Annotated in this window: 20 protein-coding genes; 13 read left to right on the plus strand and 7 right to left on the minus strand. The window is 62.7% G+C overall.

Features of this window, described 5'->3' with window-relative positions:
• Nucleotides 1–18: 18 nt before the first annotated feature.
• Nucleotides 19–1233, minus strand: a complete 1215-nt coding sequence (locus tag AFIDRAFT_RS12260) for a hypothetical protein (protein WP_009339792.1) — start codon at nucleotides 1231–1233, stop codon at nucleotides 19–21.
• 86 nt (nucleotides 1234–1319) lie between these two features.
• Here AFIDRAFT_RS12260 and AFIDRAFT_RS12265 point away from each other — a divergent pair, with 86 nt between their 5' ends.
• The 7 genes from AFIDRAFT_RS12265 (at nucleotide 1320) to AFIDRAFT_RS12295 (ending at nucleotide 9154) form a co-directional block, all read left to right on the plus strand.
• Nucleotides 1320–2273 (plus strand): TAXI family TRAP transporter solute-binding subunit, encoded by a 954-nt coding sequence (locus AFIDRAFT_RS12265; protein WP_009339793.1) that lies wholly within the window; start codon nucleotides 1320–1322, stop codon nucleotides 2271–2273.
• A gap of 151 nt (nucleotides 2274–2424) precedes the next feature.
• Entirely contained in the window at nucleotides 2425–4557 is a 2133-nt protein-coding gene (locus tag AFIDRAFT_RS12270) for a TRAP transporter permease (RefSeq protein ID WP_009339794.1), read from the plus strand.
• A gap of 37 nt (nucleotides 4558–4594) precedes the next feature.
• Nucleotides 4595–5869 carry a DUF1850 domain-containing protein gene (locus tag AFIDRAFT_RS12275; protein ID WP_245258173.1) on the plus strand — a complete coding sequence of 425 codons (1275 nt, stop codon included), beginning with the start codon at nucleotides 4595–4597 and terminating at the stop codon, nucleotides 5867–5869.
• Between the two features lie 33 nt (nucleotides 5870–5902).
• Nucleotides 5903–7804 (plus strand): propionyl-CoA synthetase, encoded by a 1902-nt coding sequence (locus AFIDRAFT_RS12280; protein WP_009339796.1) that lies wholly within the window; start codon nucleotides 5903–5905, stop codon nucleotides 7802–7804.
• 100 nt (nucleotides 7805–7904) lie between these two features.
• On the plus strand, nucleotides 7905–8111 hold the full coding sequence (locus tag AFIDRAFT_RS12285; protein WP_009339797.1) for a DUF6494 family protein: 207 nt from the start codon (nucleotides 7905–7907) through the stop codon (nucleotides 8109–8111).
• A 30-nt stretch (nucleotides 8112–8141) separates the two neighbouring features.
• Nucleotides 8142–8384 (plus strand): hypothetical protein, encoded by a 243-nt coding sequence (locus AFIDRAFT_RS12290; RefSeq protein ID WP_009339798.1) that lies wholly within the window; start codon nucleotides 8142–8144, stop codon nucleotides 8382–8384.
• A 41-nt stretch (nucleotides 8385–8425) separates the two neighbouring features.
• Nucleotides 8426–9154 (plus strand): DsbA family protein, encoded by a 729-nt coding sequence (locus tag AFIDRAFT_RS12295; RefSeq protein ID WP_040298398.1) that lies wholly within the window; start codon nucleotides 8426–8428, stop codon nucleotides 9152–9154.
• A gap of 57 nt (nucleotides 9155–9211) precedes the next feature.
• On the opposite strand, the gene AFIDRAFT_RS12300 is transcribed toward AFIDRAFT_RS12295, so the two are convergent.
• The gene (locus AFIDRAFT_RS12300; protein WP_009339800.1) at nucleotides 9212–9916 is read right to left on the minus strand and encodes a DUF1013 domain-containing protein; all 705 of its coding nucleotides are present in this window, start codon (nucleotides 9914–9916) and stop codon (nucleotides 9212–9214) included.
• Between the two features lie 285 nt (nucleotides 9917–10201).
• On the opposite strand from AFIDRAFT_RS12300, the gene ispH reads away from it, so the two are divergent.
• The 3 genes from ispH to rnhA all read left to right on the plus strand — a co-directional run bounded on the left by ispH (nucleotide 10202) and on the right by rnhA (nucleotide 12757).
• On the plus strand, nucleotides 10202–11191 hold the full coding sequence (ispH, locus tag AFIDRAFT_RS12305; protein ID WP_009339801.1) for a 4-hydroxy-3-methylbut-2-enyl diphosphate reductase: 990 nt from the start codon (nucleotides 10202–10204) through the stop codon (nucleotides 11189–11191).
• Between the two features lie 133 nt (nucleotides 11192–11324).
• The gene (locus AFIDRAFT_RS12310; protein ID WP_009339802.1) at nucleotides 11325–12305 is read left to right on the plus strand and encodes a homoserine kinase; all 981 of its coding nucleotides are present in this window, start codon (nucleotides 11325–11327) and stop codon (nucleotides 12303–12305) included.
• A complete protein-coding gene (gene rnhA / locus AFIDRAFT_RS12315; protein ID WP_009339803.1) occupies nucleotides 12302–12757 on the plus strand; it encodes a ribonuclease HI in 456 nt (151 codons plus the stop codon). Before AFIDRAFT_RS12310 ends, rnhA begins: the two co-directional genes overlap by 4 nt.
• Before the next feature lie 50 nt (nucleotides 12758–12807).
• On the opposite strand, the gene AFIDRAFT_RS12320 is transcribed toward rnhA, so the two are convergent.
• Together AFIDRAFT_RS12320 and AFIDRAFT_RS12325 are read right to left on the minus strand one after the other, a co-directional pair.
• A complete protein-coding gene (locus AFIDRAFT_RS12320) occupies nucleotides 12808–13293 on the minus strand; it encodes a peroxiredoxin (RefSeq protein ID WP_009339804.1) in 486 nt (161 codons plus the stop codon).
• 71 nt (nucleotides 13294–13364) lie between these two features.
• Nucleotides 13365–14204 (minus strand): protein-disulfide reductase DsbD domain-containing protein, encoded by an 840-nt coding sequence (locus AFIDRAFT_RS12325; RefSeq protein WP_009339805.1) that lies wholly within the window; start codon nucleotides 14202–14204, stop codon nucleotides 13365–13367.
• 95 nt (nucleotides 14205–14299) lie between these two features.
• On the opposite strand from AFIDRAFT_RS12325, the gene AFIDRAFT_RS12330 reads away from it, so the two are divergent.
• The gene (locus AFIDRAFT_RS12330; protein ID WP_009339806.1) at nucleotides 14300–14953 is read left to right on the plus strand and encodes a YqgE/AlgH family protein; all 654 of its coding nucleotides are present in this window, start codon (nucleotides 14300–14302) and stop codon (nucleotides 14951–14953) included.
• Nucleotides 14954–14972: 19 nt separating this feature from the next.
• Here the strand turns inward: AFIDRAFT_RS12330 and AFIDRAFT_RS12335 are convergent, their stop codons facing one another.
• Nucleotides 14973–17960, minus strand: a complete 2988-nt coding sequence (locus AFIDRAFT_RS12335) for an EAL domain-containing protein (RefSeq protein WP_009339807.1) — start codon at nucleotides 17958–17960, stop codon at nucleotides 14973–14975.
• Nucleotides 17961–18067: 107 nt separating this feature from the next.
• On the minus strand, nucleotides 18068–19066 hold the full coding sequence (locus AFIDRAFT_RS12340; protein ID WP_009339808.1) for an NAD(P)H-quinone oxidoreductase: 999 nt from the start codon (nucleotides 19064–19066) through the stop codon (nucleotides 18068–18070).
• A gap of 141 nt (nucleotides 19067–19207) precedes the next feature.
• Between AFIDRAFT_RS12340 and AFIDRAFT_RS12345 the strand changes: the two genes are divergently transcribed.
• Nucleotides 19208–19399 (plus strand): DUF1192 domain-containing protein, encoded by a 192-nt coding sequence (locus AFIDRAFT_RS12345; RefSeq protein ID WP_009339809.1) that lies wholly within the window; start codon nucleotides 19208–19210, stop codon nucleotides 19397–19399.
• A 332-nt stretch (nucleotides 19400–19731) separates the two neighbouring features.
• Nucleotides 19732–20238: a protease adaptor protein RcdA gene (gene rcdA, locus AFIDRAFT_RS12350; protein WP_009339810.1), complete on the plus strand. Its 507-nt coding sequence runs from the start codon at nucleotides 19732–19734 to the stop codon at nucleotides 20236–20238.
• Nucleotides 20239–20321: 83 nt separating this feature from the next.
• Here the strand turns inward: rcdA and rpmE are convergent, their stop codons facing one another.
• Nucleotides 20322–20549 carry a 50S ribosomal protein L31 gene (gene rpmE, locus AFIDRAFT_RS12355; RefSeq protein ID WP_002717151.1) on the minus strand — a complete coding sequence of 76 codons (228 nt, stop codon included), beginning with the start codon at nucleotides 20547–20549 and terminating at the stop codon, nucleotides 20322–20324.
• Nucleotides 20550–20673 lie beyond the last annotated feature (124 nt).

Genomic DNA, 20673 nt, shown 5'->3' on the forward strand with positions numbered 1-20673 from the left:
ATCCCTCGCCGCCGTGCTTCAAAACGCGGCGGCGAGTTCTTTTGCGCCGGGGCGGCTGCTTTCGCTGTCCATTCGCGCGTTGGTGGCGGCAATCAGTTTCGCCACCGTGTTGTTGCGGCTTGCGACCGGATTCCGCTCATAGCCGCCACGCTGGAAGAAATTCGAGGTCGGCACCTGCATGCGCAATGCTTGCGGCATCGAGACCATATCGAAACCATTGCCGTCGCCGGTGAGGTTCATCATTTCCAGTTCGGCGGCGCTCAACGGCCGGGTGTAGCCCCTGTGCCGTGCGAAGTGGACCGAGGTCAAAAGCTTGTGCGTCTGCAGCCATGGCCCGATATCGACATCGAGATTGAGCGCGTGGATGGCGAGACCTTTGGGTGTCTTGGCAAGCCGCGCATGCGCGCTCCAGTCGTCGGGCACGGATTTGGCGAAGGCAATCATCCTGCGCAACATGGCGATCTTGCTGGCCATGACCTTCCGGTGCGGCTCCGGTGCGCGATGCATGGCGGCGGTGAGACCGGCGAGGATGCCGTCGCCCTGTTCGGCCAGAACCTCGACGGTATTGGTCGTCAGCAGCTGGTTGTAACCGAGCGCGGTCGAGATCGCGCGGGCATTGGGTCGGGGGAATTCGAGACCGGCCTGTACGTCGTATTTGCCGTTGCCGCCCGCCTCGAAGCAGTAGACTCGCACCGCCTGTTCGCGGCTCACGCCGAGTGAGGCCGCGACCGCGGCATAGGCTTTCTTGAACTCGCTCTCGCTGCGGGGACGCGATGGCGTGAATTGGAACTGTTCGGCGGCGTGGCGGACGAAATCCGCCACCACGGGCAGGGGAGGCTGTTTCGGCGGCAGCTTGTGCGGAGCGGTCGGATCGACCGGCCTTGGTGGCCCGGTATAAACCGGCGGCTGCGTCAGGACGTAGTCATCCGCGCCGATGGCTTCGCCGCTGCGGCGGCGAGCATTGCGCAGGCGCCGCTTCTCCGCGATCGCGGACCAGTAAGCCTCGGCCTTTGCCTCGAAATGCTCCCGCGCTTTTTGGTAGGCGGCAAGTTTTTGGTGATATTCGTTAATCTGGAAAGGGCTCGCGGACGCTGGGACATTTTGCTGCGCCGGCGCGGCAATCGCTGCTGAAAGCCCCGTAACCGCGAGAAATACCAACACCGGCGCGGCGCGGGCGGCATTGCGTCGCACATAAAAGCGGCGATCCGGTCTGATACGAACGTCTAACGTCATGCGACTCCTCGCCGATAGAAGAAGTTGACCGAACGCGTCCGTCCGTTCAACCTCCCGGCAACCACAAAAAAACCCAGGGAGGGATTATGAGGTTCAAGTTCGTATCCACGGTCGCCGCACTGGTCACGGCGATGAGCATGACGGCTCCGGCAGCGCATGCGGAGCAGTTCATCAACATCCTGACCGGCGGCACGTCCGGCGTTTATTATCCGCTCGGCGTTGCGATCGGCAAAATCTATGGCGACAAGATTCCGGGCGTCCGCGCGCAGGTGCAGGCCACCAAGGCGTCGGTCGAAAATCTCAACCTGATCGAGCAAGGCCGCGGCGAACTGGCTTTCACGCTGGGTGATTCGCTCAAGGCGGCTGTTGAGGGCGACGAGGAAGCGGGTTTCAAGAAGAAGCTCACCAAGCTGCGTACCATTGCGGCGATCTATCCGAACTACATCCAGATCGTCGCGACCGCCGATAGCGGCATCAAGACGCTGGCCGATCTGAAGGGCAGGACCCTCTCCGTCGGCGCGCCGAAGTCCGGCACCGAACTGAACTCGCGCGCGATCCTGAAGGCTGCGGGCATGAGCTACAAGGATCTCAAGCAGGTGCAGTATCTGCCGTTCGCGGAATCGGTCGACCTGATGAAGAACCGTCAGCTCGATGCGACCTTGCAGTCGGCGGGCCTCGGCGTGGCTTCGCTGAAGGATCTGTCGAGCTCGACCGAGATCAATGTGGTGGCGGTACCGAAGGCGACGGTCGAGAAGATCGGCCCTCCGTTCGTGTCGGTTATCATTCCGGCCAACACCTATACCGGCCAGAAGTCCGACGTGGAGACCGCTGCGGTGGTCAATTATCTGGTGACCAATTCCGATGTCTCGGATGATGTCGCCTACCAGATGACCAAGCAGATCTTCGAAAACCTGCCGGAACTCGCCAACGCGCATGCGGCAGGCAAGGGGATCAAGCTGGAAACCGCTGCGACGGGTAGCCCCGCGGCGCTGCATCCGGGCGCGATCCGCTACTACAAGGAAAAAGGGATTCTCAAATAAGAATTCCGAAAAACGGTATTGAACTGAAACATGGCCGGGCTTAGTCCCGGCCATCCATATCTCGGGCCTCCGAAGAACGCGGATCAAGCGTCATGGGCGCGTTACAAGGCGACGGATTGAGCGTCGCTGCATCGATAAAGTGGGGATACCGATGCTGCAGGAACAGGGAACGCAGGAACACGTCAGCGTCGAGCTCGACAATTTCGAGCATGGCTTTCCGCCGGGCTTCGGTCCCGGCTGGTGGGGGCATTTAGCCTATGTCATCGGCATTGCGTTCTCCGCCTTCCAGATCATGGTGGCTGCGTGGAACTTTCTTCCGACCCAGTCGGTGCGCGGCATCCATGTCGGCTTTCTGATTCTGTTGTCCTACGGCCTTGTTGCGAACTTCACGGCCAAGACGAACTGGCAGCGCCTCCTCGGCTGGGCTACCGGCGGTGTCGGCTTCTATTGCGGCCTGTATCAGTGGCTTTATTACGCCGATCTCATTCAGCGTGATGGTGATCCGAGCCGTCTCGATCTCGTTGTCGGTACCGTGCTCGCGATTTTGATTTTCGATGCGACACGCCGGTTGATGGGATGGGCGCTGCCGCTGATGTGCGGCGCCTGTATCGTGTATTGGGCGTTTGGCCAGTATCTGCCATCGCCGTTCAATCATCGTGGCTATTACTTCGACCAGATCGTCACGCATCTGTCTTACGGCACCGAGGGTTTCTACGGCGTGCCGATCTATGTGTCGGCGACTTACATCTTCCTGTTCATCCTGTTCGGGTCGTTCCTTGAACGCGCGGGCATGATCCAGCTCTTTACCGATTTCTCGCTTGGTCTGTTCGGCGGCACGCGCGGCGGCCCTGCGAAGGTCGCCGTCGTGGCCTCGGGCATGATGGGCACCATTTCCGGCTCGGGCGTCGCCAACGTGGTGACGGTGGGCCAGTTCACGATTCCGCTGATGATCCGTTTCGGCTATCGCCGCGCTTTCGCGGCGGGCGTCGAGGCCACCGCATCGATGGGCGGCCAGATCATGCCGCCGGTGATGGGCGCGGTCGCGTTCATCATGGCCGAGACACTGGGCGTGCAATATTCCGTCATTGTGCAGGCGGCGGTGATCCCGGCGATTCTGTATTTCGCGTCCGCGTTCTGGATGGTGCATCTCGAAGCCGGCAAATACGGCCTTGTCGGCATGAAGAAGGAAGAAATCCCGAACGCGTGGAGGGCGCTGGTGAAGGGCTGGTATCTGGTCCTGCCGCTGGCTGCGCTGGTTTTCATGTTGTTCGAGGGCTTCACGCCGCTTTATGCGGGCAGCATGGGTCTGGCCCTCACGGTGACGCTCATCCTCGGTACGAGCATCGTCGCCGGATTCCCGACCCAGGTGATCCGCTATGTTTTCTGGATCGGGCTTGCATTGGTCGTGGGGTCGCTGTTCCGCAATGGCACCAGTGTCGACATCCGCTACGTTGCGGCTGTCGTGCTGGCGCTGGTGCTGTTGTCCGCGCTGACCCGTGGTGGCCGCGCCACGCTGGTGGCCTGCCGGGATTCGCTGGCAGAGAGCTCGAAGTCGGCACTGACGGTCGGCATGGCCTGCGCTATCGTCGGCACCATCATCGGCATGATGACCCAGACCGGCGTCGGCACGGTGTTCGGAAGCTGGGTGATCGGACTCGGCAAGCAGAGCCTGTTCCTGGCGCTCATCATGACGATGCTGCTGTCGATTCTGCTCGGCACCGGCATTCCCACCATCCCGACCTACATCATTGTTGCGGCGCTGGCCGCACCGGCGCTGGCGCATCTCGGCGTGCCGTTGATCGTCAGTCACATGTTCGCGTTCTACTACGGCATCATGGCGGACCTCTCGCCGCCTGTTGCGCTGGCGGCACTCGCCGCCGCGCCGATAGCCAAGGAAAATCCCGACAAGATCGGCTGGGAGGCAATGCGGATCGCGCTTGCCGGTTATGTCATTCCGTTCATCGCGGTCTATTCGCCTGCGCTGATGATGCAGGCGAGCGACCCAATGGTGGCGACCCTCGGCTTCTATGGCGCGGTCTTCTATGCCTTCCTCAAGGCGCTGGTCGCGATCGCCCTGTTCGGCATGGTGGCGATCGGCTTCCTGTTCACCCGGATGACGGTGATCGAGCGGATGGTTGCATTTGCGGCGGCGCTGATGCTGCTTGGCGAGTTCGCCTACAGCGACGAGTTGGGGTATGTTCTGGCGATTGCTGTTTTCCTCTGGCAATGGCGGAAGCGTCCGGCTCCGCCGCTGAAAGTGGCGCCGGAATCGACCGTCCCGTGAGGCCGCCCTGTAGGCGGGACTCTCTTTAAGCGAGGGTGTGTTGGGCCTTTGTTTTGCCGCTGCGGGCGTCGTCAAGGTGCTGTCGGTCACGGCATTTACCCTGGCGTGGACCCATTCGATCGAGAAGATCGAATGGCAGGAGGACTGGCACGTCACCCCGCAAGGGCTGCAACTGGTCGAGGCGCGGGTGAAAGGTTCGGGCGCGGGCATGGAGCCGCCGCCCGAAGCCCGTCTCGTCAATGACTGGTTTCAATGGTCGCCGAAGATGGCGCCACTGCCTCAGGTGGTGCTGGGCAATTCCGGTCTCGCCGGCGAATGGCGCATCTGCACCGATGGCCACTGCCGCACGCTGTCCGATGTCCTTGGTCGCAAGCTCGGTGCCGAACCGACGGTCATGAAGATCTGCGATGGCGCGACCGCGCCGAAGGCGGAGAGCGGCGCTATGGATAATGCCGCGATTGCCGGCGAACATGCCGCCGTGCAGCTTGCGCTGGCCCGCTCGGATTATGCCAAGGGCGATTTCGAGGGGGCGCGCGCCATCACCAGCGATATCATTCAGGCCAGGCCGGAGGATGCTGACGCCTTCGAGATACGCGGCAACGCCTGGGTTGGCCTGAAGAATTATGAGAAGGCGCTCGACGATTACGACGCGGCGATCCGCCTGACCCCGAAGGTGGCGCGGCTTTATGCCAGCCGCGCGGCGGCGTTCGGTCGGTTGCGGAATTTCCGCATGGCGGTGCGCGACTATACCGAAGCCGTGCGGCTTGATCACAGCGTCGCGCGGCTGCTCGACCGTGCCATCGCCTTCAGGAAAGTTCGGCGTACCGATCTTGCTCTCGACGATCTCACCGATGCAATCGGTCTCGCGCCGGATTCGGCCATGCTCTATCGCGAGCGCGGCGAGGTCTATGCCCGCAACAACGCCTATGATCGTGCCATCGCGGATTACAATACCGCGATCCGCCTCGATCCGGTCGCCGTGTCGTTTCTTGATCGCGGCATGGCGTATTACCTCAAAGGAAACAAAGCCGATCTCGACCATGCGCTGGCCGATTACGACCGCGCCATCGCACTCGATGATCGCATGGCGCTCGCCTACAATAACCGGGGTCTCGCGCTGCGCGACAAGGGCGAGTTGGGGCGGGCCTACGCCGATTTTTCCATGGCGTTACAACTCAATCCCGACCTCACGGTCGCGCGTGAACACCGCGACGCGCTCACCCCGCAGATGGCGCGGCTCGCCGGAAAGGGCCAAAAGTCGCATACGACGCTCGCCTGCGCGGCCGGTATAAAGGACTGTAACCGCCATTGAAAAAGGCGGAATTTAGGGTCCGGAGACCGTTCGATGAGTGATGCAAAAGCCCGTTATGCCGAAATCCATGAGCGCTCGCTGCGCGACCCGCAGGGGTTCTGGGCGGAGGCCGCCAAGGAGATCGACTGGTTCGAGCCTGCGAAAAAGGTGTTCGACCCTTCGATGGGAATTTATGGCCGCTGGTTCGCGGGTGGAGTCGTCAATAGCTGTTTCAATGCGGTTGATCGCCATGTCAAAGGCGGGCGGGCTGAACAACTCGCTCTCATCCATGATTCTCCGCTGACAAATCAGATCACGACGCTGACCTTTGCGCAGTTGCAGCAGGAGGTCGAGACGCTCGGCGCGGTGATGCAGGATTTCGGCGTCACCAAGGGCGACCGTGTCGTGATCTACATGCCGATGGTGCCGGAGGCCGTGATCGCGATGCTGGCCTGCGCGCGCATCGGAGCGATTCATTCGGTCGTGTTCGGCGGCTTCGCCTCGAAAGAGCTTGCGACCCGCATCGACGACGCCAAGCCGAAGCTGATCTTCTCCGCAAGCTGCGGCATCGAGCCCGGCCGCACCGTGCAGTACAAGCCGCTCCTGGACGAGGCGATCAGGCTCGCGTCGTTCAAGCCCGAAACCTGCATCATTCTCCAGCGTCCGCAGCAGGAATGCGATCTGGTCGCAGGCCGCGACCATGACTGGGCCAGCCTGCGCCAGAAGGCGCTCACCGCGGGCAAGCGCGCCGCGTGTGTGCCGGTGCTCGCGACCGATCCGCTCTACATTCTCTACACGTCCGGTACCACCGGCGTGCCGAAGGGCGTGGTGCGCGACAATGGCGGCCACATGGTGGCGCTGAAATGGTCGATGTCGAACCATTACGACGTCAAGCCGGGTGAGGTGTGGTGGAGCGCGTCCGACATCGGCTGGGTGGTCGGCCACAGTTATATCGTGTACGGGCCGCTGTTCCACGGCAACACCACGATCCTCTATGAAGGCAAGCCGATTGGTACGCCGGACGCAGGCGCATTCTGGCGCGTCATCGCGCAGCACAAGGCGGTGGCGCTGTTCACCGCGCCGACGGCCTTTCGCGCCATCAAGAAGGAAGATCCCGACGGCGCGCTGATGAAGAAGTACGACCTGTCGCGCTTCCGCGCGCTGTTTCTCGCCGGTGAGCGCGCCGATCCGCCAACGGTGGAATGGGCGCAGGCGCGGCTGCAGCGCCCGGTGATCGATCATTGGTGGCAGACCGAAACCGGATGGGCGATCGCGGGCAATCCCGTCGGCATCGGCGCGCTGCCGGTGAAGCCGGGCTCGGCCACCGTTGCGATGCCGGGCTATCAGGTCGACATCGTCGATGAATCGGCCAAGCCCGTGCCCGCGAACACCACGGGCTCGATCGTCGTCAAGCTGCCGTTGCCGCCATCCTGCCTGCCGACGCTGTGGCAGCAGGACGAACGCTGCAAGGAGGCCTATTTCAGCGAATTCCCCGGCTACTACAAAACCTCGGATGCTGGCTACAAGGACGAGGACGGCTACGTGTTCGTGATGGGCCGCACTGACGACATCATCAATGTCGCTGGACACAGGCTCTCGACCGGCGGCATGGAGGAAATTCTCGCCTCGCACCCGGATGTCGCCGAATGCGCCGTGCTGGGCATCAAGGATCAACTCAAGGGCGAGGTACCTTGCGGTTTCCTGGTGCTGAAATCGGGAGCCACCCGCAGCGCCAAGGACATCGAAAGCGAGGTCGTCGGCATGGTCCGCGACAGGATCGGCCCGGTCGCGGCCTTCAAGCGCGCGGTCACCGTGCCGCGCCTGCCGAAGACGCGCTCCGGCAAGATTCTACGCGGGACCATGAAGAAGATCGCCGATGGCGACCCCTGGAGCATGCCGGCGACGATCGAGGACCCGAAAGCGCTGGATGATATCAGCGCCGCGCTGAAGGGCTGAGTGCCAGAAAAGGCTTGAGAAGCGGGGCTATCCGGCCTAGCCAGATGAGGACGCCGCCGAGAGGCGGCGCCGCTATCGGCAAGCCATGGAGGTCTTTGCGATGAACGAGGATGCATTCAACATCAGCCTGCGGGGCTTTCTCAAGAAAGTCGGAATCACCAGCCAACGTGAGATCGAAGCCGCCATCCGCGGCGCGCTCGCCGATGGACGGCTGAAAGGCAATGAGAAAATCCCTGCCAAGATGACCTTGAATCTCGGTGGGATCGATTTCACCCATGTCGTGGAAGCAAGCATTGACCTCGAATAGAATATCGTGACCTTGAAACCTGCAATTGCAATGGCGGCGCTCGCCGCGAGCCTTCTGGTGTCGGCCTGCGCGCAGTTCGATCGCACGTCGCTGCCGCAGGCGGCGGCGACCGATGACGACGCGATGTGCCGCAAGGAAGGCGAACCGGGTTCGCAGCCTTATGTCGCCTGCCGCCGCGACCGTGACGTTGCCGCGTCACGGGCGTCGCGCTCGGAGGTCGGCGTCGAGCGCGCGCACAAGAATCTTGCCAACGATATGCTCAACGGCCGGTGAGCCGGATGTAACGCGGCGCGGTTTCCGCCGTAGAACGGATCATGATGAAAACAATATCGGGACTTCGCGCCTCCGCTTTCGCCATGGCGGTTCTGACGCTGGTTGCAGGCATGGCGTCGGACGTCCGTGCCGAGCCGGACAATGTCACAAGCCGCGAACGCATCCTGCGCGATCCGGAAATTCCGTCGCTTGGCAATCCGAACGGCGATGTCACCATCGTCGAGTGGTTCGATTATCAGTGTCCGTATTGCAAGGCGCTGTCGCCGGAACTTGAAAAGATCATCAAGGAAGACGGCCATGTGCGGTTTGTACTGAAGGACTGGCCGATTCTGGGGCCGCCGTCGCCGGAGGCCTCGCGCCTCGTGCTGGCGACGAAATATCAGGGCAAGTTCGAGGCAGCGCACAAGGCGCTGATGGCGCGGGTCGGGCGGCTCACCACAGGCACCATCGACGAGACGCTTGCGGGTGCTGGTGTTGACGTGGCGAAGGCGAAGGCCGATCTCGAGACGCACAAGGCCGAGATCGAGGCGCTGCTTGCGCGCAACAACGAGCAGGCCGAAGGACTCGGGTTCAATTCCACGCCATCCTTCATTGTCGGCACGTTCCGCATTCCGGGCGTCATGAAGCCCGAACTGTTCAAGCTCGCGATTGCCGATGCACGCGCCAAGGCGAAGGCCGAGAGCGGCAAGGCTGCTCCGAAGGCCAAGAGCAAATCCAAGTCCGAGCCGAACAAGATGGCGCCGAAAACGAAAGAAGCGCCGGCGAAATAGCGCGGCGCTTCTGTTTCATCCCGTCAATGCCATCACCGCATGAGCGCCGATGGATAGTTATTCCTCGTCGTCGTGTTTCTTGTCGTGGCCGAGCGTCTTCAGCTTGGCGAACACCGCATCGACGTTGATGTCTTCCTGCTCCTTGGCGGAGAGTGGAGTTTCGTGCTCGGCTTCGCGGCGCGTGGTCTCGGAAGCCGGCAGCAGCGTGACGCCGCCATATTCCTGCTTGGCCGGCTTTTCCTTCGCCGCGCGCTGCACCTCGAAATCGAGTTCGATCTGGGTGCACAGGCCGAGCGTGACCGGGTCCATCGGCGTCAGCGTCGAGGCGTTCCAGTGGGTGCGGTCGCGCACGCTGGCGATCGTGGTCTTGGTGGTGCCGACGAGGCGCATGATCTGCGCGTCCTTCAGTTCGGGATGGTTGCGCACCAGCCAGAGAATGGCGCTCGGGCGCTCGTGGCGGCGCGAGACCGGGGTGTAGCGCGGACCCTTTTTCTTCGCGGCCGTCGGCAGCACGACCTTGGATTCCTGCAGCTTCAGGCGGTAATCCGGGTCCCTCTCGCCTTTTTCGATCTCCTCGCGGGTGAGCTGGCCGGTGGAGATCGGGTCCATGCCCTTGATGCCCTGCGCGGCGTCGCCGTCGGCGATGGCACGGACCTCGAGCGGATGCATCTTGGTGAAATCGGCGACCTGATCGAACGACAGCGCGGTGTTGTCGACCAGCCATACGGCCGTCGCTTTCGGCATCAGCGGTGCATTGCTCATGGCAAATCTCCTTTGTGCTTCGCCCGCCTTTTTGAAGGGCGAAGCCGTCTGGTCATCGGGATGACGGGAATTCGCACCTATATAGTCCGTCACTGCCTTGCCGCGCAACCTGTCAGAAATCCGCCAAAGGGCGGGGAGGGCGGGCTTGACAGGGGAGGGGATGCGGCTCCTATTCCCTCGCATTCTCTTTTACATAGGCCCGATCGGCTTGGCCTCGCGGCACCAAAGCCCTATATCAGGGACACCGGTCCGTGATCCGCTCTAAACCCCTGTTTCGGCTGAAAAATGACCCTGCAAACTGAGAAACCGCCACTTTCGATCGTGCTCTGTTCCCCCCGCGGCTTCTGTGCCGGCGTGGTGCGGGCCATCGATACCGTCGAGCGGGCCCTGAAGCTGTATGGCGCACCGGTCTATGTGCGTCACGAGATCGTGCATAACCGCTATGTGGTGGAAAGCCTGCGCGACAAGGGCGCGATTTTCGTCGCTGAACTGGACGAAATTCCGCAAACCGACGCTCCGGTGGTGTTCTCGGCGCACGGGGTTCCCAAGGCGATCCCGGCCGAAGCCGGCAAGCGGCATTTTTTCACCCTGGATGCGACCTGCCCGCTGGTGACCAAGGTTCACCGCGAGGCGGCGATTCATTTCAAGCGCGGCCGCGAAATCCTGCTGATCGGCCATGCCGGACACCCGGAAGTGGTTGGCACGCTCGGCCAGTTGCCGAAGGGCGCGGTGGTGCTGATCGAGACCATGGACGCGGCGCGTTCATTCCAGCCGAAGGACGCCTCCAAGCTCGCTTTCGTGACCCAGACCACGCTCTCGATCGACGACACCAAGGAAATCGTCGCGGTGCTTAAGGAGCGCTTCCCGGACATCGACGGCCCGCACAAGGAAGACATCTGCTACGCCACCACCAACCGCCAGCTCGCGGTGAAGAAGGTGGCGCCGAAGGTCGATGCGATGATCGTAGTCGGCTCGCCGAATTCCTCGAACTCGCAGCGCCTGCGCGAGGTCGCCGAGCGCGAGGGCTGCAAGGTCTCCGTGCTGGTGCAGCGCGCCTCCGAACTTGACTGGGCGAAATTCGAGGGCATCAGCCGCCTCGGCATCACCGCGGGCGCGTCCGCCCCGGAAGTGATCGTCGAGGAGATCATGGACGCCTTCGCCGCGCATTATAAGCTGCACGTCGAAACCGTCTCGGCGGCCGAGGAGGATGAATTCTTCCCGCTGCCGCGCCCGCTGCGCAACGAAGCGGCGGCTGCGGAAAAGGCGGCTGGCTGAGGACGCACGGGCAATTCGCCGCCCCGGCATCTTCAATCCCGCCTTCCGCCGGTGATATGATGCGCAACGCTCCTGATTCCGGCATTCCATCGGGGGCGATAACGACAGCCAATTTCGGAATCGGAACACCCTGATGGCGGTTTATACCGACGTTGCCGCCGACGAGCTCGCGGGCTTCCTGTCCGGTTATGATCTCGGCGAGTTGCTGTCCTACAAGGGCATCGCCGAAGGCGTCGAGAATTCCAACTTCCTGCTGCACACCACGCGCGGCCATTTTTTCCTGACGCTGTATGAAAAGCGCGTCGCCAGGGGCGATCTGCCATTCTTCCTCAATCTGATGGGTCATCTCGCCGCGCGCGGGATCATCTGTCCGCAGCCGGTAGCGAATAAAAGCGGCGAGACGCTTGGCGTGCTCGCGGGACGCCCGGCCGCGATCATCGATTTTCTTGAAGGCGTCTGGCCGCGCAAGCCCGGTGTCGTGCATTGCGCCGCAATCGGTGAAGCGCTTGCGAAGCTGCATCTGGCGGGCGCGGATTTCGCGATTTCGCGCGCCAACGCCCTGTCCGTTGCAGGCTGGCGGCCGTTGTTCGAAGCGGCAGAGGCGCGCGCCGATACGGTGCAGCCGGGTCTACGCGATTTTCTCGCCGCCGAACTCGCTCATCTGGAGGCGGGCTGGCCGGCCGATCTGCCGCGCGGCATCATCCATGCCGACCTGTTTCCGGATAACGCGCTGTTTCTCGGCGACAGACTGTCGGGGCTGATCGATTTCTATTTCGCCTGCAACGATCTGCTCGCCTACGACGTCGCGATCTGCCTGAATGCCTGGTGTTTCGAGGCCGATCATTCCTTCAACGTCACCAAGGCGCGGGCGTTTCTCAACGCCTACGGCAAGGTGCGTCCTCTGAGCGCGAAAGAGCAGGCGGCGTTTCCACTGCTGGCGCGTGGCGCGGCGTTGCGCTTTCTGCTGACGCGGCTGGTGGACTGGCTCAACGTGCCGCCGGGGGCACTGGTGAAGCCGAAAGACCCGCTCGAATATGTCCGCAAGCTGCGCTTCCATCAAAGCGTGGGGACCATTGCCGATTACGGCCTCGCCACGTCGGAAAACGTGACGTGAGTGAACCGCCCCGTCCGCATGTGGTGATCTTCACCGATGGCGCCTGCTCGGGAAATCCGGGGCCGGGCGGCTGGGGTGCGATCCTGCGGTTCGGCGAGATCGAAAAGGAAATGAAGGGCGGAGAAAATCCGACCACCAACAACCGCATGGAATTGATGGCGGCGATCTCCGCGCTGGAGGCGCTGAAGAAACCGGCCAGCGTCGATCTCACCACGGACAGCCAGTATGTTCGTCAGGGCATCACGAGCTGGATTCACAACTGGAAGAGGAACGGCTGGCGCACGGCCGACAAAAAGCCGGTGAAGAATGCCGAGCTTTGGCAGCGGCTGGATGCGGCGCTGAAGCCGCACGAGGTGCGCTGGCACTGGATCAAGGGCCACGCCGGTCATGCCGAGAATGAACGCGCCGACCAGCTCGCGCGCGATGGGCTGGCCGAGCATCGCTTGAAATAAAAATGCCCGGTGCGAGACCGGGCATTTTCTGTCAATGATTGCCGGAATTCTCAAAGCTGTCCGAGCAGCGTGTCGCCACCGGACACCTCGACTTTGCCGGGGTTCGGCTCGAGGTTGAGTTTCTTCACCACGCCGTTATCCACCAGCATCGAATAGCGGTTCGAGCGGATGCCGAGACCGCGCGCGGACAGGTCGATGTCGAGGCCGATCGCCTTGGCGAAATCGGCGCTGCCGTCGGCGAGATAGATCGCCTCATTGTTGAAATCGGTGTCCCGCTTCCAGGCATTCATCACGAAGACATCGTTGACGGAGACGACCGCGATGGTGTCGACGCCCTTGGCCTTGATCGCGGCGGCGTTCTGAAACACGCTCGGCATGTGCATCTTGTGGCAGGTGCCGGTGTAAGCGCCGGGCACCGCGAACAGCGCTACCTTCTTGCCCTTGAAAATCTCGTCGGTGGTCTTCGGCTTCGGACCTTCTTCCGTCATCACGGTGAAGGTCGCCTGCGGCAGGCTGTCGCCGACTTTAATGCTCATGCGTATCTCCTTGAAAAAAATCTGCTGGGTGGATCGGAAGGCGTGCCGCGTGCCAGCGTCGCGGACGCCGTTCAATAAAGATTGACGTTGAATTCGTAAGCGCGCTCGCCGCCGGTCAGGGTGAATTTGAGCGCGGCGCCTTCCGGGTTGACGCCGGACGGCAGTCCGACGAGATCGAATACGAAACGCTTCACGCCGGGCGGATGATGCGCGGCGAGTTTCGGCACCGGCAACGCCCAATCCGGCGATGGCCCTTCCACGAACAGCGCAGGCTCTTCTTTCTTCTCCGAAGTGACGTCGACCTGCACGGTCTTGGGGCCGACGCGCTTGACGTCGCGGATGGTCAGCGGATTTGGATCCCCGACATTGGCGGGCTTCGGCACGCGGTCCAGCGCCGCACTCAGCGTGCTGTCCTCGGTGCTGGCGACGCTGGTGACGGGCAGCGACAAATCGGCCTGCGCCGGCACGCACAGTTTTTCGCAGACAGCATATTGGATGTTGGCGTTGAGCGTCACCGGCTTGCTGGCGTCGCGGACCGCGATGCGAAGCGGGATGACGATTTCGTTGTGGTAGCCGAGCGCGGTGCCGCCTGCGCCATCGGGGAAGGCCTGCGGCGCGGGCCACAACACCGTGACAGCCTCGACGTTTTCGGATTTGGAGAAATCAAACCGCGGCGGGACGCCGGAATCGCCGGGCGTGCGCCAGTAGGTTTTCCAGCCCGGATCGAGCTTGAAATTGATGCCGCCGAGCAGCACGGGGCCGTTGCGCGAGCCCGCAAGCAGCCGAAGCTGTGCGTGGCTGTCGCGGGTCCATGGCGACGCATCCTGTGCGTGTGAGACGCATGGCAGCGCAACGAGTGTTGCAGCCGCGAGCAGAGCAGCGCGAAGCTTTACGGGAACAATGTCATTCATGCGACGTCTTACAAACACGGTGCGAAGGAAAGGCTGGTTGATTGACAGGAAGGACACCCAATATCAGGATCAGGCAAGAACAAAGAGACGGTTTGATGGACGAGAAACGGACATCTGAAGCACAGCCGGCTGGTTCTGACGAGCCTGCGGGAAAGGCTGTTTCAACGGAAACGACTTATCTCGACGGGCAGCTCCTTATTGCGATGCCGATAATGGAAGATGAGCGGTTTGCGCGCTCCGTCATCTATGTTTGTGCGCATTCCGCCGATGGCGCAATGGGAATTATCGTGAACCGCCCCGCCGGCAGTATCGATTTCCCGCAATTGCTGCGGCAGCTCGATATCGTCGACGATGCGGCACCGATCGAACTGTCCGATGATGGCGAAACGGTGAAGATTTTGCGCGGCGGACCGGTCGAAACCAGCCGCGGCTTTGTCCTTCATTCGTCCGACTATTCGATCCAGGATGCGACGCTGCCGATCGACGGTGGCATCTGCCTCACCGCGACGCTCGATATTCTGAAGGCGATTGCCCAGGGCACGGGGCCGAGGCAGGCCATTCTCGCCCTTGGCTATGCCGGGTGGGCCCCGGGACAACTGGAGAGCGAAATCCAGCACAACGGCTGGCTGCATTGCCCGGCCGATCCGGATCTGATTTTCGGTCGGGACATGGACGACAAGTACGAGCGCGCGCTTCATAAGATCGGCATCGACCTCGCGATGCTCTCCAACAGCGCCGGTCACGCCTGAGGCGTGACCGGCAGGCCGTTCAGCGGCTTTGCTGGGGCGCGGCCGTAGGGGCGGCCGGTGGCGGCGCGGCCGGAGTAGTCGTCGCAGCAGTCGTGGATGGAGACGTTGTCGAGGAGCGCAGCGAGTAGCGGCGCGGACGCGGTGCTTCGGTCTTGTCGCCGGTCAGCAGTCGCGTCGCGCTGGCCGCATCCATCGGTTCGCCGAACGCGAAGCCCTGCGCGTATTCGCAGCCGAGTTGATAAAGCTCGACCGCATCCGAATCCGTCTCCGCGCCTTCCGCCACCACTTCCATGCCGAGGTCGTGTGCCATCGCGATGATCGACTTCAACAGCGTCGGCCGCACGCCGTTACGCGTCGTGCGCACGAACGACTGGTCGATCTTGATGGTGTCGAATGGGAAGCGCTGCAGATAGGACAGCGACGAGTGGCCGGTGCCGAAATCGTCGAGCGACAGCCCGGTGCCGAGCTCCTTGATCCGGTGTAGCATCTGGGCGGCATGCTCGGGATTTTCCATCACCAGCGACTCGGTCAATTCCAGCTTCAGCGAGCCGCGCGCCACTGCCGAGCGCGACAACACGCCGCGCACGTCATGGATCAAATCATGGCGCAGCAACTGGCGCGACGAGACGTTCACGCTCGCGAACAGCGGCACGCGGGTGCGCGTCGCGCGCTGCCATGCGCTTAACTGCCGGGCGGTCGTGTCCATCACGAACTGGCCGAGATCGACGATCAGGCCGATCTCCTCGGCGATGGTGATGAACTCCGATGGAGACATCCGCCCGAGCTTGGGATGATCCCAGCGCGCCAGCGCCTCGAATCCCGCCACCGCGCGATCCTCCAGCCGCATGATCGGCTGGTAGAGGATGGTGATTTCCTGCCGCTCGATGGCGCGGCGCAGTTCGGATTCCAGCGTCAGGCGGTCGGTCTTGCGCGCGCGCATCGGCGGTTTGTAGACGTCGATGCGGTCGCCGCCGATCCGCTTGGAGTGATACATCGCAAGCTCGGCATCCTTGACGATCTCGTCGGTCAGCGGCGCCTGCGGGTCGCTGAGCGCAAGGCCGATCGAGGCAGTGAGGAAAATCTCGCGTTCATTGAAGGCGATCGGTGCGCGGATGGTCTTGCGGATAGTTTCGGCCAGCGCGGTGATCTTGGCGGGCTCGTGCTCGGAGGTCAGCAGCAGCCCGAACTGGTCGCCGGCGAGCCGCGCCAGCGTGTCCTGTGGCTTGAGAATGCGCGCTAGCCGCCGCGCCAGCGTCAGCAGGATGGAATCGCCGACCGCGATGCCGACGGAGTCGTTGACCTGCTTGAAGCGGTCGAGGTCGATCACCATCACGGTGGGACGCAGATTCGGCGCGGTCTTGATGAAGCTCGCCATCGCGTTGAGGCGGTCCATGAACAATTGCCGGTTCGGCAGTCCGGTGAGGTTGTCGTGCACGGAGTCGTGCAGCATGCGCTCTTCGGCATTCTTGATCTCGGTGACGTCGGAGAGCGTGCCGACCACCCGCGCGACCTCGCCATCGGAGCCGACCACCGGGCGCGCCTTCAGCGCGAACCACATGAAATGGCCATCGGGCGTGCGCAGGCGGAAATCCTGCACCAGGCGGCCGCGGCGCTGGTCCAGCACGCTGTCGAGCGCGGCGCGGAAGCGATCCTGATCGAGCGGGTGCAGTACTTCGAGCCAGCGCGCGGCGGGGCCTTCCAGCGTGCCGCGCTTGAGGCCGAGCAGGCCCTCGGTTTCGGGGCTGGTGAACACCTTGTCGGCGGACACGTCCCAGTCCCAGATCAGATCGCCCGACCCGGTCAGCGCCAGCGCGCGGCGCTCGACATCGGAGACGACGCCGGATGTCGTGCCGCCGGCAAAAGCGTGTTGCATCACCGTGAAGCCGATCAGCATCACGATCAGCACGAGGCCGCCGAGCAAAGCGGGGCCGACGATGTCGTTGGTCACGGCGCCGGTGACGGTCATGCCCGCCGCGATCACCCAGACCAGGAACAGGAACCAAGTGGGGATCAGCAGCACGGCGCGGTCGAAGCCTTGCGTGGCGAGATAGACGATCAGCGCGAAACCCGCGCCCGCGATCAGGAACAGCGAGATGCGCGCGATGCCCGAGGCGACGGCGGGATCAAACAAAGCGAGCGCCACCAGCGCGCCGAGGAAGGCGAGCCAGCCGATGGTGATGTGAGAGTATCGTACATGCCATCGCGATAGATTGAGGTAGGCGAACAGGAACACCAGCAGCGTCGCCGCCAGCATCGCCTCACCTGAGGCGCGCCAGACGCGCTCGGCGTCGATCGACATGTCGAACACCTTGCCCCAGAATCCGAAATCGACGCCGATGTAGACGAGCACCGCCCAGGCGAGCGCGGCGGCGGCGGGGAACATGATGCTGCCCTTCACCACGAACAGGATCGTCAGCACCAGCGCGAGCAGGCCCGCGATGCCGATCACGATACCCTGATACAGCGTGAAGGAGTTGACCTTGTCCTTGTAGGCTTCCGGCTCCCACAGATAGAGCTGCGGAATGGCGTCGGTGCGCAGTTCCGCGACATAGGTGACGACGGCGCCGGGATCGAGCGTGATGCGGAAGATGTCGGCGGTGGAGCTGTCCTGCCGGTCGGGCCGGTCGCCGGCGGACGGCGTGATGGTGGCGATACGCGACAGGCCGAGGTCCGGCCATAATAGGCCTGACGACACGATACGATAATGCGGCACCACGATCAGGCGGTCGATCTGCTCGTCGGTGGTGTTGGTCAGCGCGAACACCACCCAGTTCTTGCCACCCTCGCGCGCGCGCACCTCGATGCGGCGCACGATGCCGTCAGGGCCGGGCGCGGTCGAAACCTGGATGCGGTCGGTGTCGCTGTGCTGGAACTCGAGGACGCCGGTGAGGTCGATGGCAGGCGCGTCGGTGCGGACGCTGATGGCGTCGACCGCGTGTGCCGGCTGTAGGGCGGCCAACATCAGGAAGCTGAGCGCGAGGAGCGCGTAGCATCTGATCGAACGCAAGGTGTCTGTCTCCGCGGTCGGGCGCAGGGCCCTCAGGGCCCCGGCGGGAGCGCGATCAATGACACGAAAGCGAGATGAATCAAAGGCTTTACAGCCCCGTCATCCCCTCAAACCGCGAGCACAATTTTGCCAATATGCTGCCCGCTTTCCATCCGGGCGTGGGCTTTGGCGGCATCCTTGAGCGAAAACTCGCTGTCGATCAGGGGCTTTAGCTGCCCCTTCAGGATCCAGGGCAGGACGGTTGCCTCGATGGCCTTAACCATCGCCGCTTTATCCTTGTCCGAGCGCGGCCGCAGGGTCGATCCGGTGTGCCAGAGCCGCTTCATCATCAGCTTGCCGAAATTGGCGGTGGCCTTCGGCCCGCCGAGGAAGGCGATCTGCACGATACGGCCCTCGACGGCGGCGGCATCGTAATTGCGGTCGACATATTCGCCACCGACCATGTCGAGGATGACGTTGACGCCCTTGTCGCCCGTGGCAGCCTTGGCCTCGGCGACGAAATCCTGGGTCTTGTAGTTCACCGCGACATCGGCGCCGAGCTTGAGGCAGGCATCGGCCTTGTCCTGTCCGCCGACGGTGACGATCACCTTCGCGCCATAGGCTTTCGCCATCTGGATCGCGGTGGTGCCGATGCCGGACGAGCCGCCATGTACGAGCAGCGTCTCATGAGGCTTGAGTGCGCCGCGCTCGAACACGTTGTGCCACACCGTCATCACGGTTTCAGGAAGCGTGGCGGCCTGCTTCATCGACAGGCCATCGGGAATGGTGATGGCGTGCGCGTCGGGTGCCACGCAGTATTCGGCGTAACCGCCGCCTGCGGTGAGCGACATCACCCGGTCGCCGATCTTGTGCTTACTCGCGCCTTCGCCAAGCGCGACCACAGTGCCCGCGATCTCGAGGCCCGGCAGATCGCTTGCGCCTGGAGGCACGGGATACTTGCCCATCCGCTGCAACACGTCGGGGCGGTTGACGCCCGCGGCCTCCACCTTGACCAGGATTTCACCGGCGCGCGGCTTCGGCAGCTCGCGCTGCTCCGGGACCAGCACCTCCGGGCCGCCCGGTGAGGAAATGGCGATGGCGGTCATGTGGGTGGGGAGCTGATCCATGCGGGCGGTCCTCGGAAATATCGAATTGAGACAGGCAGGGTATGCCACCGAACGGCAGGCGAGTCAGCCCCGGCGCTCGACCGCAAGCGCCGCGCTGTGGCAGGTTGCGGAACAAGCAGGTGTCACCACAAGGAGAACGATATGCCGATCGACGACGATGACCGGCCGCGGCCTAAGATCACGCATCAACTCGGACAGGATCTATCGCTTCTATCGCTCGACGATCTGAACGAACGGATCGCGATGCTGGAGGCGGAGATCGAACGGTTGAAGGCCGAAGCCACGAAGAAACGTGCATCGCGTGATGCGGCGGCGAGTTTCTTCAAGTCATGACGGTCGCCGCCTTTGCCAACGAAAGGTAAATGAATTCGTTCATTTACGGCACATTAAGCTTTCGGGTTTATGACCAGACTGTCCTTGTTTGGACACCGAGTGGCTCCTGTCCACTCTGTTTGACGCCTCCCTGTTATCAACTTTCAAAAGCCGCCGGTTTCCGGCGGCTCTTTTTTTGCGTCATGGATTTGTTTGCTTCACGCAGATGTCACGGAAACCATATCCCGATTTGATCGGTTGGACGGCTGGACTCCAGAGCCGCCGGGAGGCAATGATTTGTTCATCATAAGAAACCGGCCGCGTAACAGGCGTACAAGTTCAAGGCGTTAACCATGTCGGATCAGGCGCAGGATGGTCTCATCCTGCTGAGCGAGCATTTCACCAATTCGGCCGCGTTTCAGGATCTATTCCGCGACGGCATGAATCTCGTCGAGGAAACGGCCGCGTATCTGGACGGCGAAGGCCGCACGGAAGCGAAATCGCTCGAGCGCGCCGTCGGCCTGACCTACGCGACCGAGAGCATGCGTCTCACCACGCGGCTGATGCAGTTGGCCTCGTGGCTCTTGCTGCATCGCGCGGTGCGCGAAGGCGAGATGACGCTGAACCAGGCCAATCGCGAAAAGACCAAGGTGAAGCTGACCGCAGCAGAACCGGGCGCAACCGATCTGATCGAGAAGCTGCCGTCACAATTGCAGGCGCTGATCACGCGCTCGATGGAATTGCAGGCGAAGGTGCGCCGCCTCGATGCCACCATGCATGCCGAGAAGACGGACGCCGGCGCGCCGGGCAATCCGCTGATGCCGCAACTCGACAGGCTGCGGGCCGCGTTCGAAGGCTGAGAGCTTTCCAATCACTCAAACGAAAAAACGCCCCGGCATCGGCGCGGGGCGTTTTGATTTGGACAGCCGTCAAAAGGAGGACTTTAGTCCTTCTTGAGGAAGCCCGAGAACTTCTTCTGGAACCGGGAGACGCGGCCGCCACGGTCGAGGATCTGCTGAGTGCCGCCGGTCCAGGCCGGATGCGACTTGGAATCGATGTCGAGGTTCAGCGTGTCGCCTTCCTTGCCGTAGGTCGAGCGCGTCAGGTACTCGGTTCCATCGGTCATAACGACCTTAATCGTATGATAATCCGGATGAATTTCGGCTTTCATGGCAAATCCTTCGGCGGCTCGCGCCTTGCTGATCGGTAATTTGTGGGGCGAATTTGGCGGGTCTATACCCCACGGGGCGGCTCCAGACAAGCAGCTTGACCCATCGCAGAGCGCCGCATTTGCC

The organism is Afipia sp. 1NLS2 (genome assembly GCF_000178995.1).
Classification (GTDB): Bacteria; Pseudomonadota; Alphaproteobacteria; order Rhizobiales; family Xanthobacteraceae; genus Afipia.

Excerpts from the sequence above, each read along its gene's own strand:
- AFIDRAFT_RS12260 (WP_009339792.1), bottom strand. The coding sequence starts at position 1,233 with ATGACGTTAGACGTTCGTATCAGACCGGATCGCCGCTTTTATGTGCGA.
- AFIDRAFT_RS12265 (WP_009339793.1), top strand. The coding sequence starts at position 1,320 with ATGAGGTTCAAGTTCGTATCCACGGTCGCCGCACTGGTCACGGCGATG.
- AFIDRAFT_RS12270 (WP_009339794.1), top strand. The coding sequence starts at position 2,425 with ATGCTGCAGGAACAGGGAACGCAGGAACACGTCAGCGTCGAGCTCGAC.
- AFIDRAFT_RS12280 (WP_009339796.1), top strand. The coding sequence starts at position 5,903 with ATGAGTGATGCAAAAGCCCGTTATGCCGAAATCCATGAGCGCTCGCTG.
- AFIDRAFT_RS12285 (WP_009339797.1), top strand. The coding sequence starts at position 7,905 with ATGAACGAGGATGCATTCAACATCAGCCTGCGGGGCTTTCTCAAGAAA.
- AFIDRAFT_RS12290 (WP_009339798.1), top strand. The coding sequence starts at position 8,142 with ATGGCGGCGCTCGCCGCGAGCCTTCTGGTGTCGGCCTGCGCGCAGTTC.
- AFIDRAFT_RS12295 (WP_040298398.1), top strand. The coding sequence starts at position 8,426 with ATGATGAAAACAATATCGGGACTTCGCGCCTCCGCTTTCGCCATGGCG.
- AFIDRAFT_RS12300 (WP_009339800.1), bottom strand. The coding sequence starts at position 9,916 with ATGAGCAATGCACCGCTGATGCCGAAAGCGACGGCCGTATGGCTGGTC.
- ispH (WP_009339801.1), top strand. The coding sequence starts at position 10,202 with ATGACCCTGCAAACTGAGAAACCGCCACTTTCGATCGTGCTCTGTTCC.
- AFIDRAFT_RS12310 (WP_009339802.1), top strand. The coding sequence starts at position 11,325 with ATGGCGGTTTATACCGACGTTGCCGCCGACGAGCTCGCGGGCTTCCTG.
- AFIDRAFT_RS12320 (WP_009339804.1), bottom strand. The coding sequence starts at position 13,293 with ATGAGCATTAAAGTCGGCGACAGCCTGCCGCAGGCGACCTTCACCGTG.
- AFIDRAFT_RS12325 (WP_009339805.1), bottom strand. The coding sequence starts at position 14,204 with ATGAATGACATTGTTCCCGTAAAGCTTCGCGCTGCTCTGCTCGCGGCT.
- AFIDRAFT_RS12330 (WP_009339806.1), top strand. The coding sequence starts at position 14,300 with ATGGACGAGAAACGGACATCTGAAGCACAGCCGGCTGGTTCTGACGAG.
- AFIDRAFT_RS12340 (WP_009339808.1), bottom strand. The coding sequence starts at position 19,066 with ATGGATCAGCTCCCCACCCACATGACCGCCATCGCCATTTCCTCACCG.
- AFIDRAFT_RS12345 (WP_009339809.1), top strand. The coding sequence starts at position 19,208 with ATGCCGATCGACGACGATGACCGGCCGCGGCCTAAGATCACGCATCAA.
- rcdA (WP_009339810.1), top strand. The coding sequence starts at position 19,732 with ATGTCGGATCAGGCGCAGGATGGTCTCATCCTGCTGAGCGAGCATTTC.
- rpmE (WP_002717151.1), bottom strand. The coding sequence starts at position 20,549 with ATGAAAGCCGAAATTCATCCGGATTATCATACGATTAAGGTCGTTATG.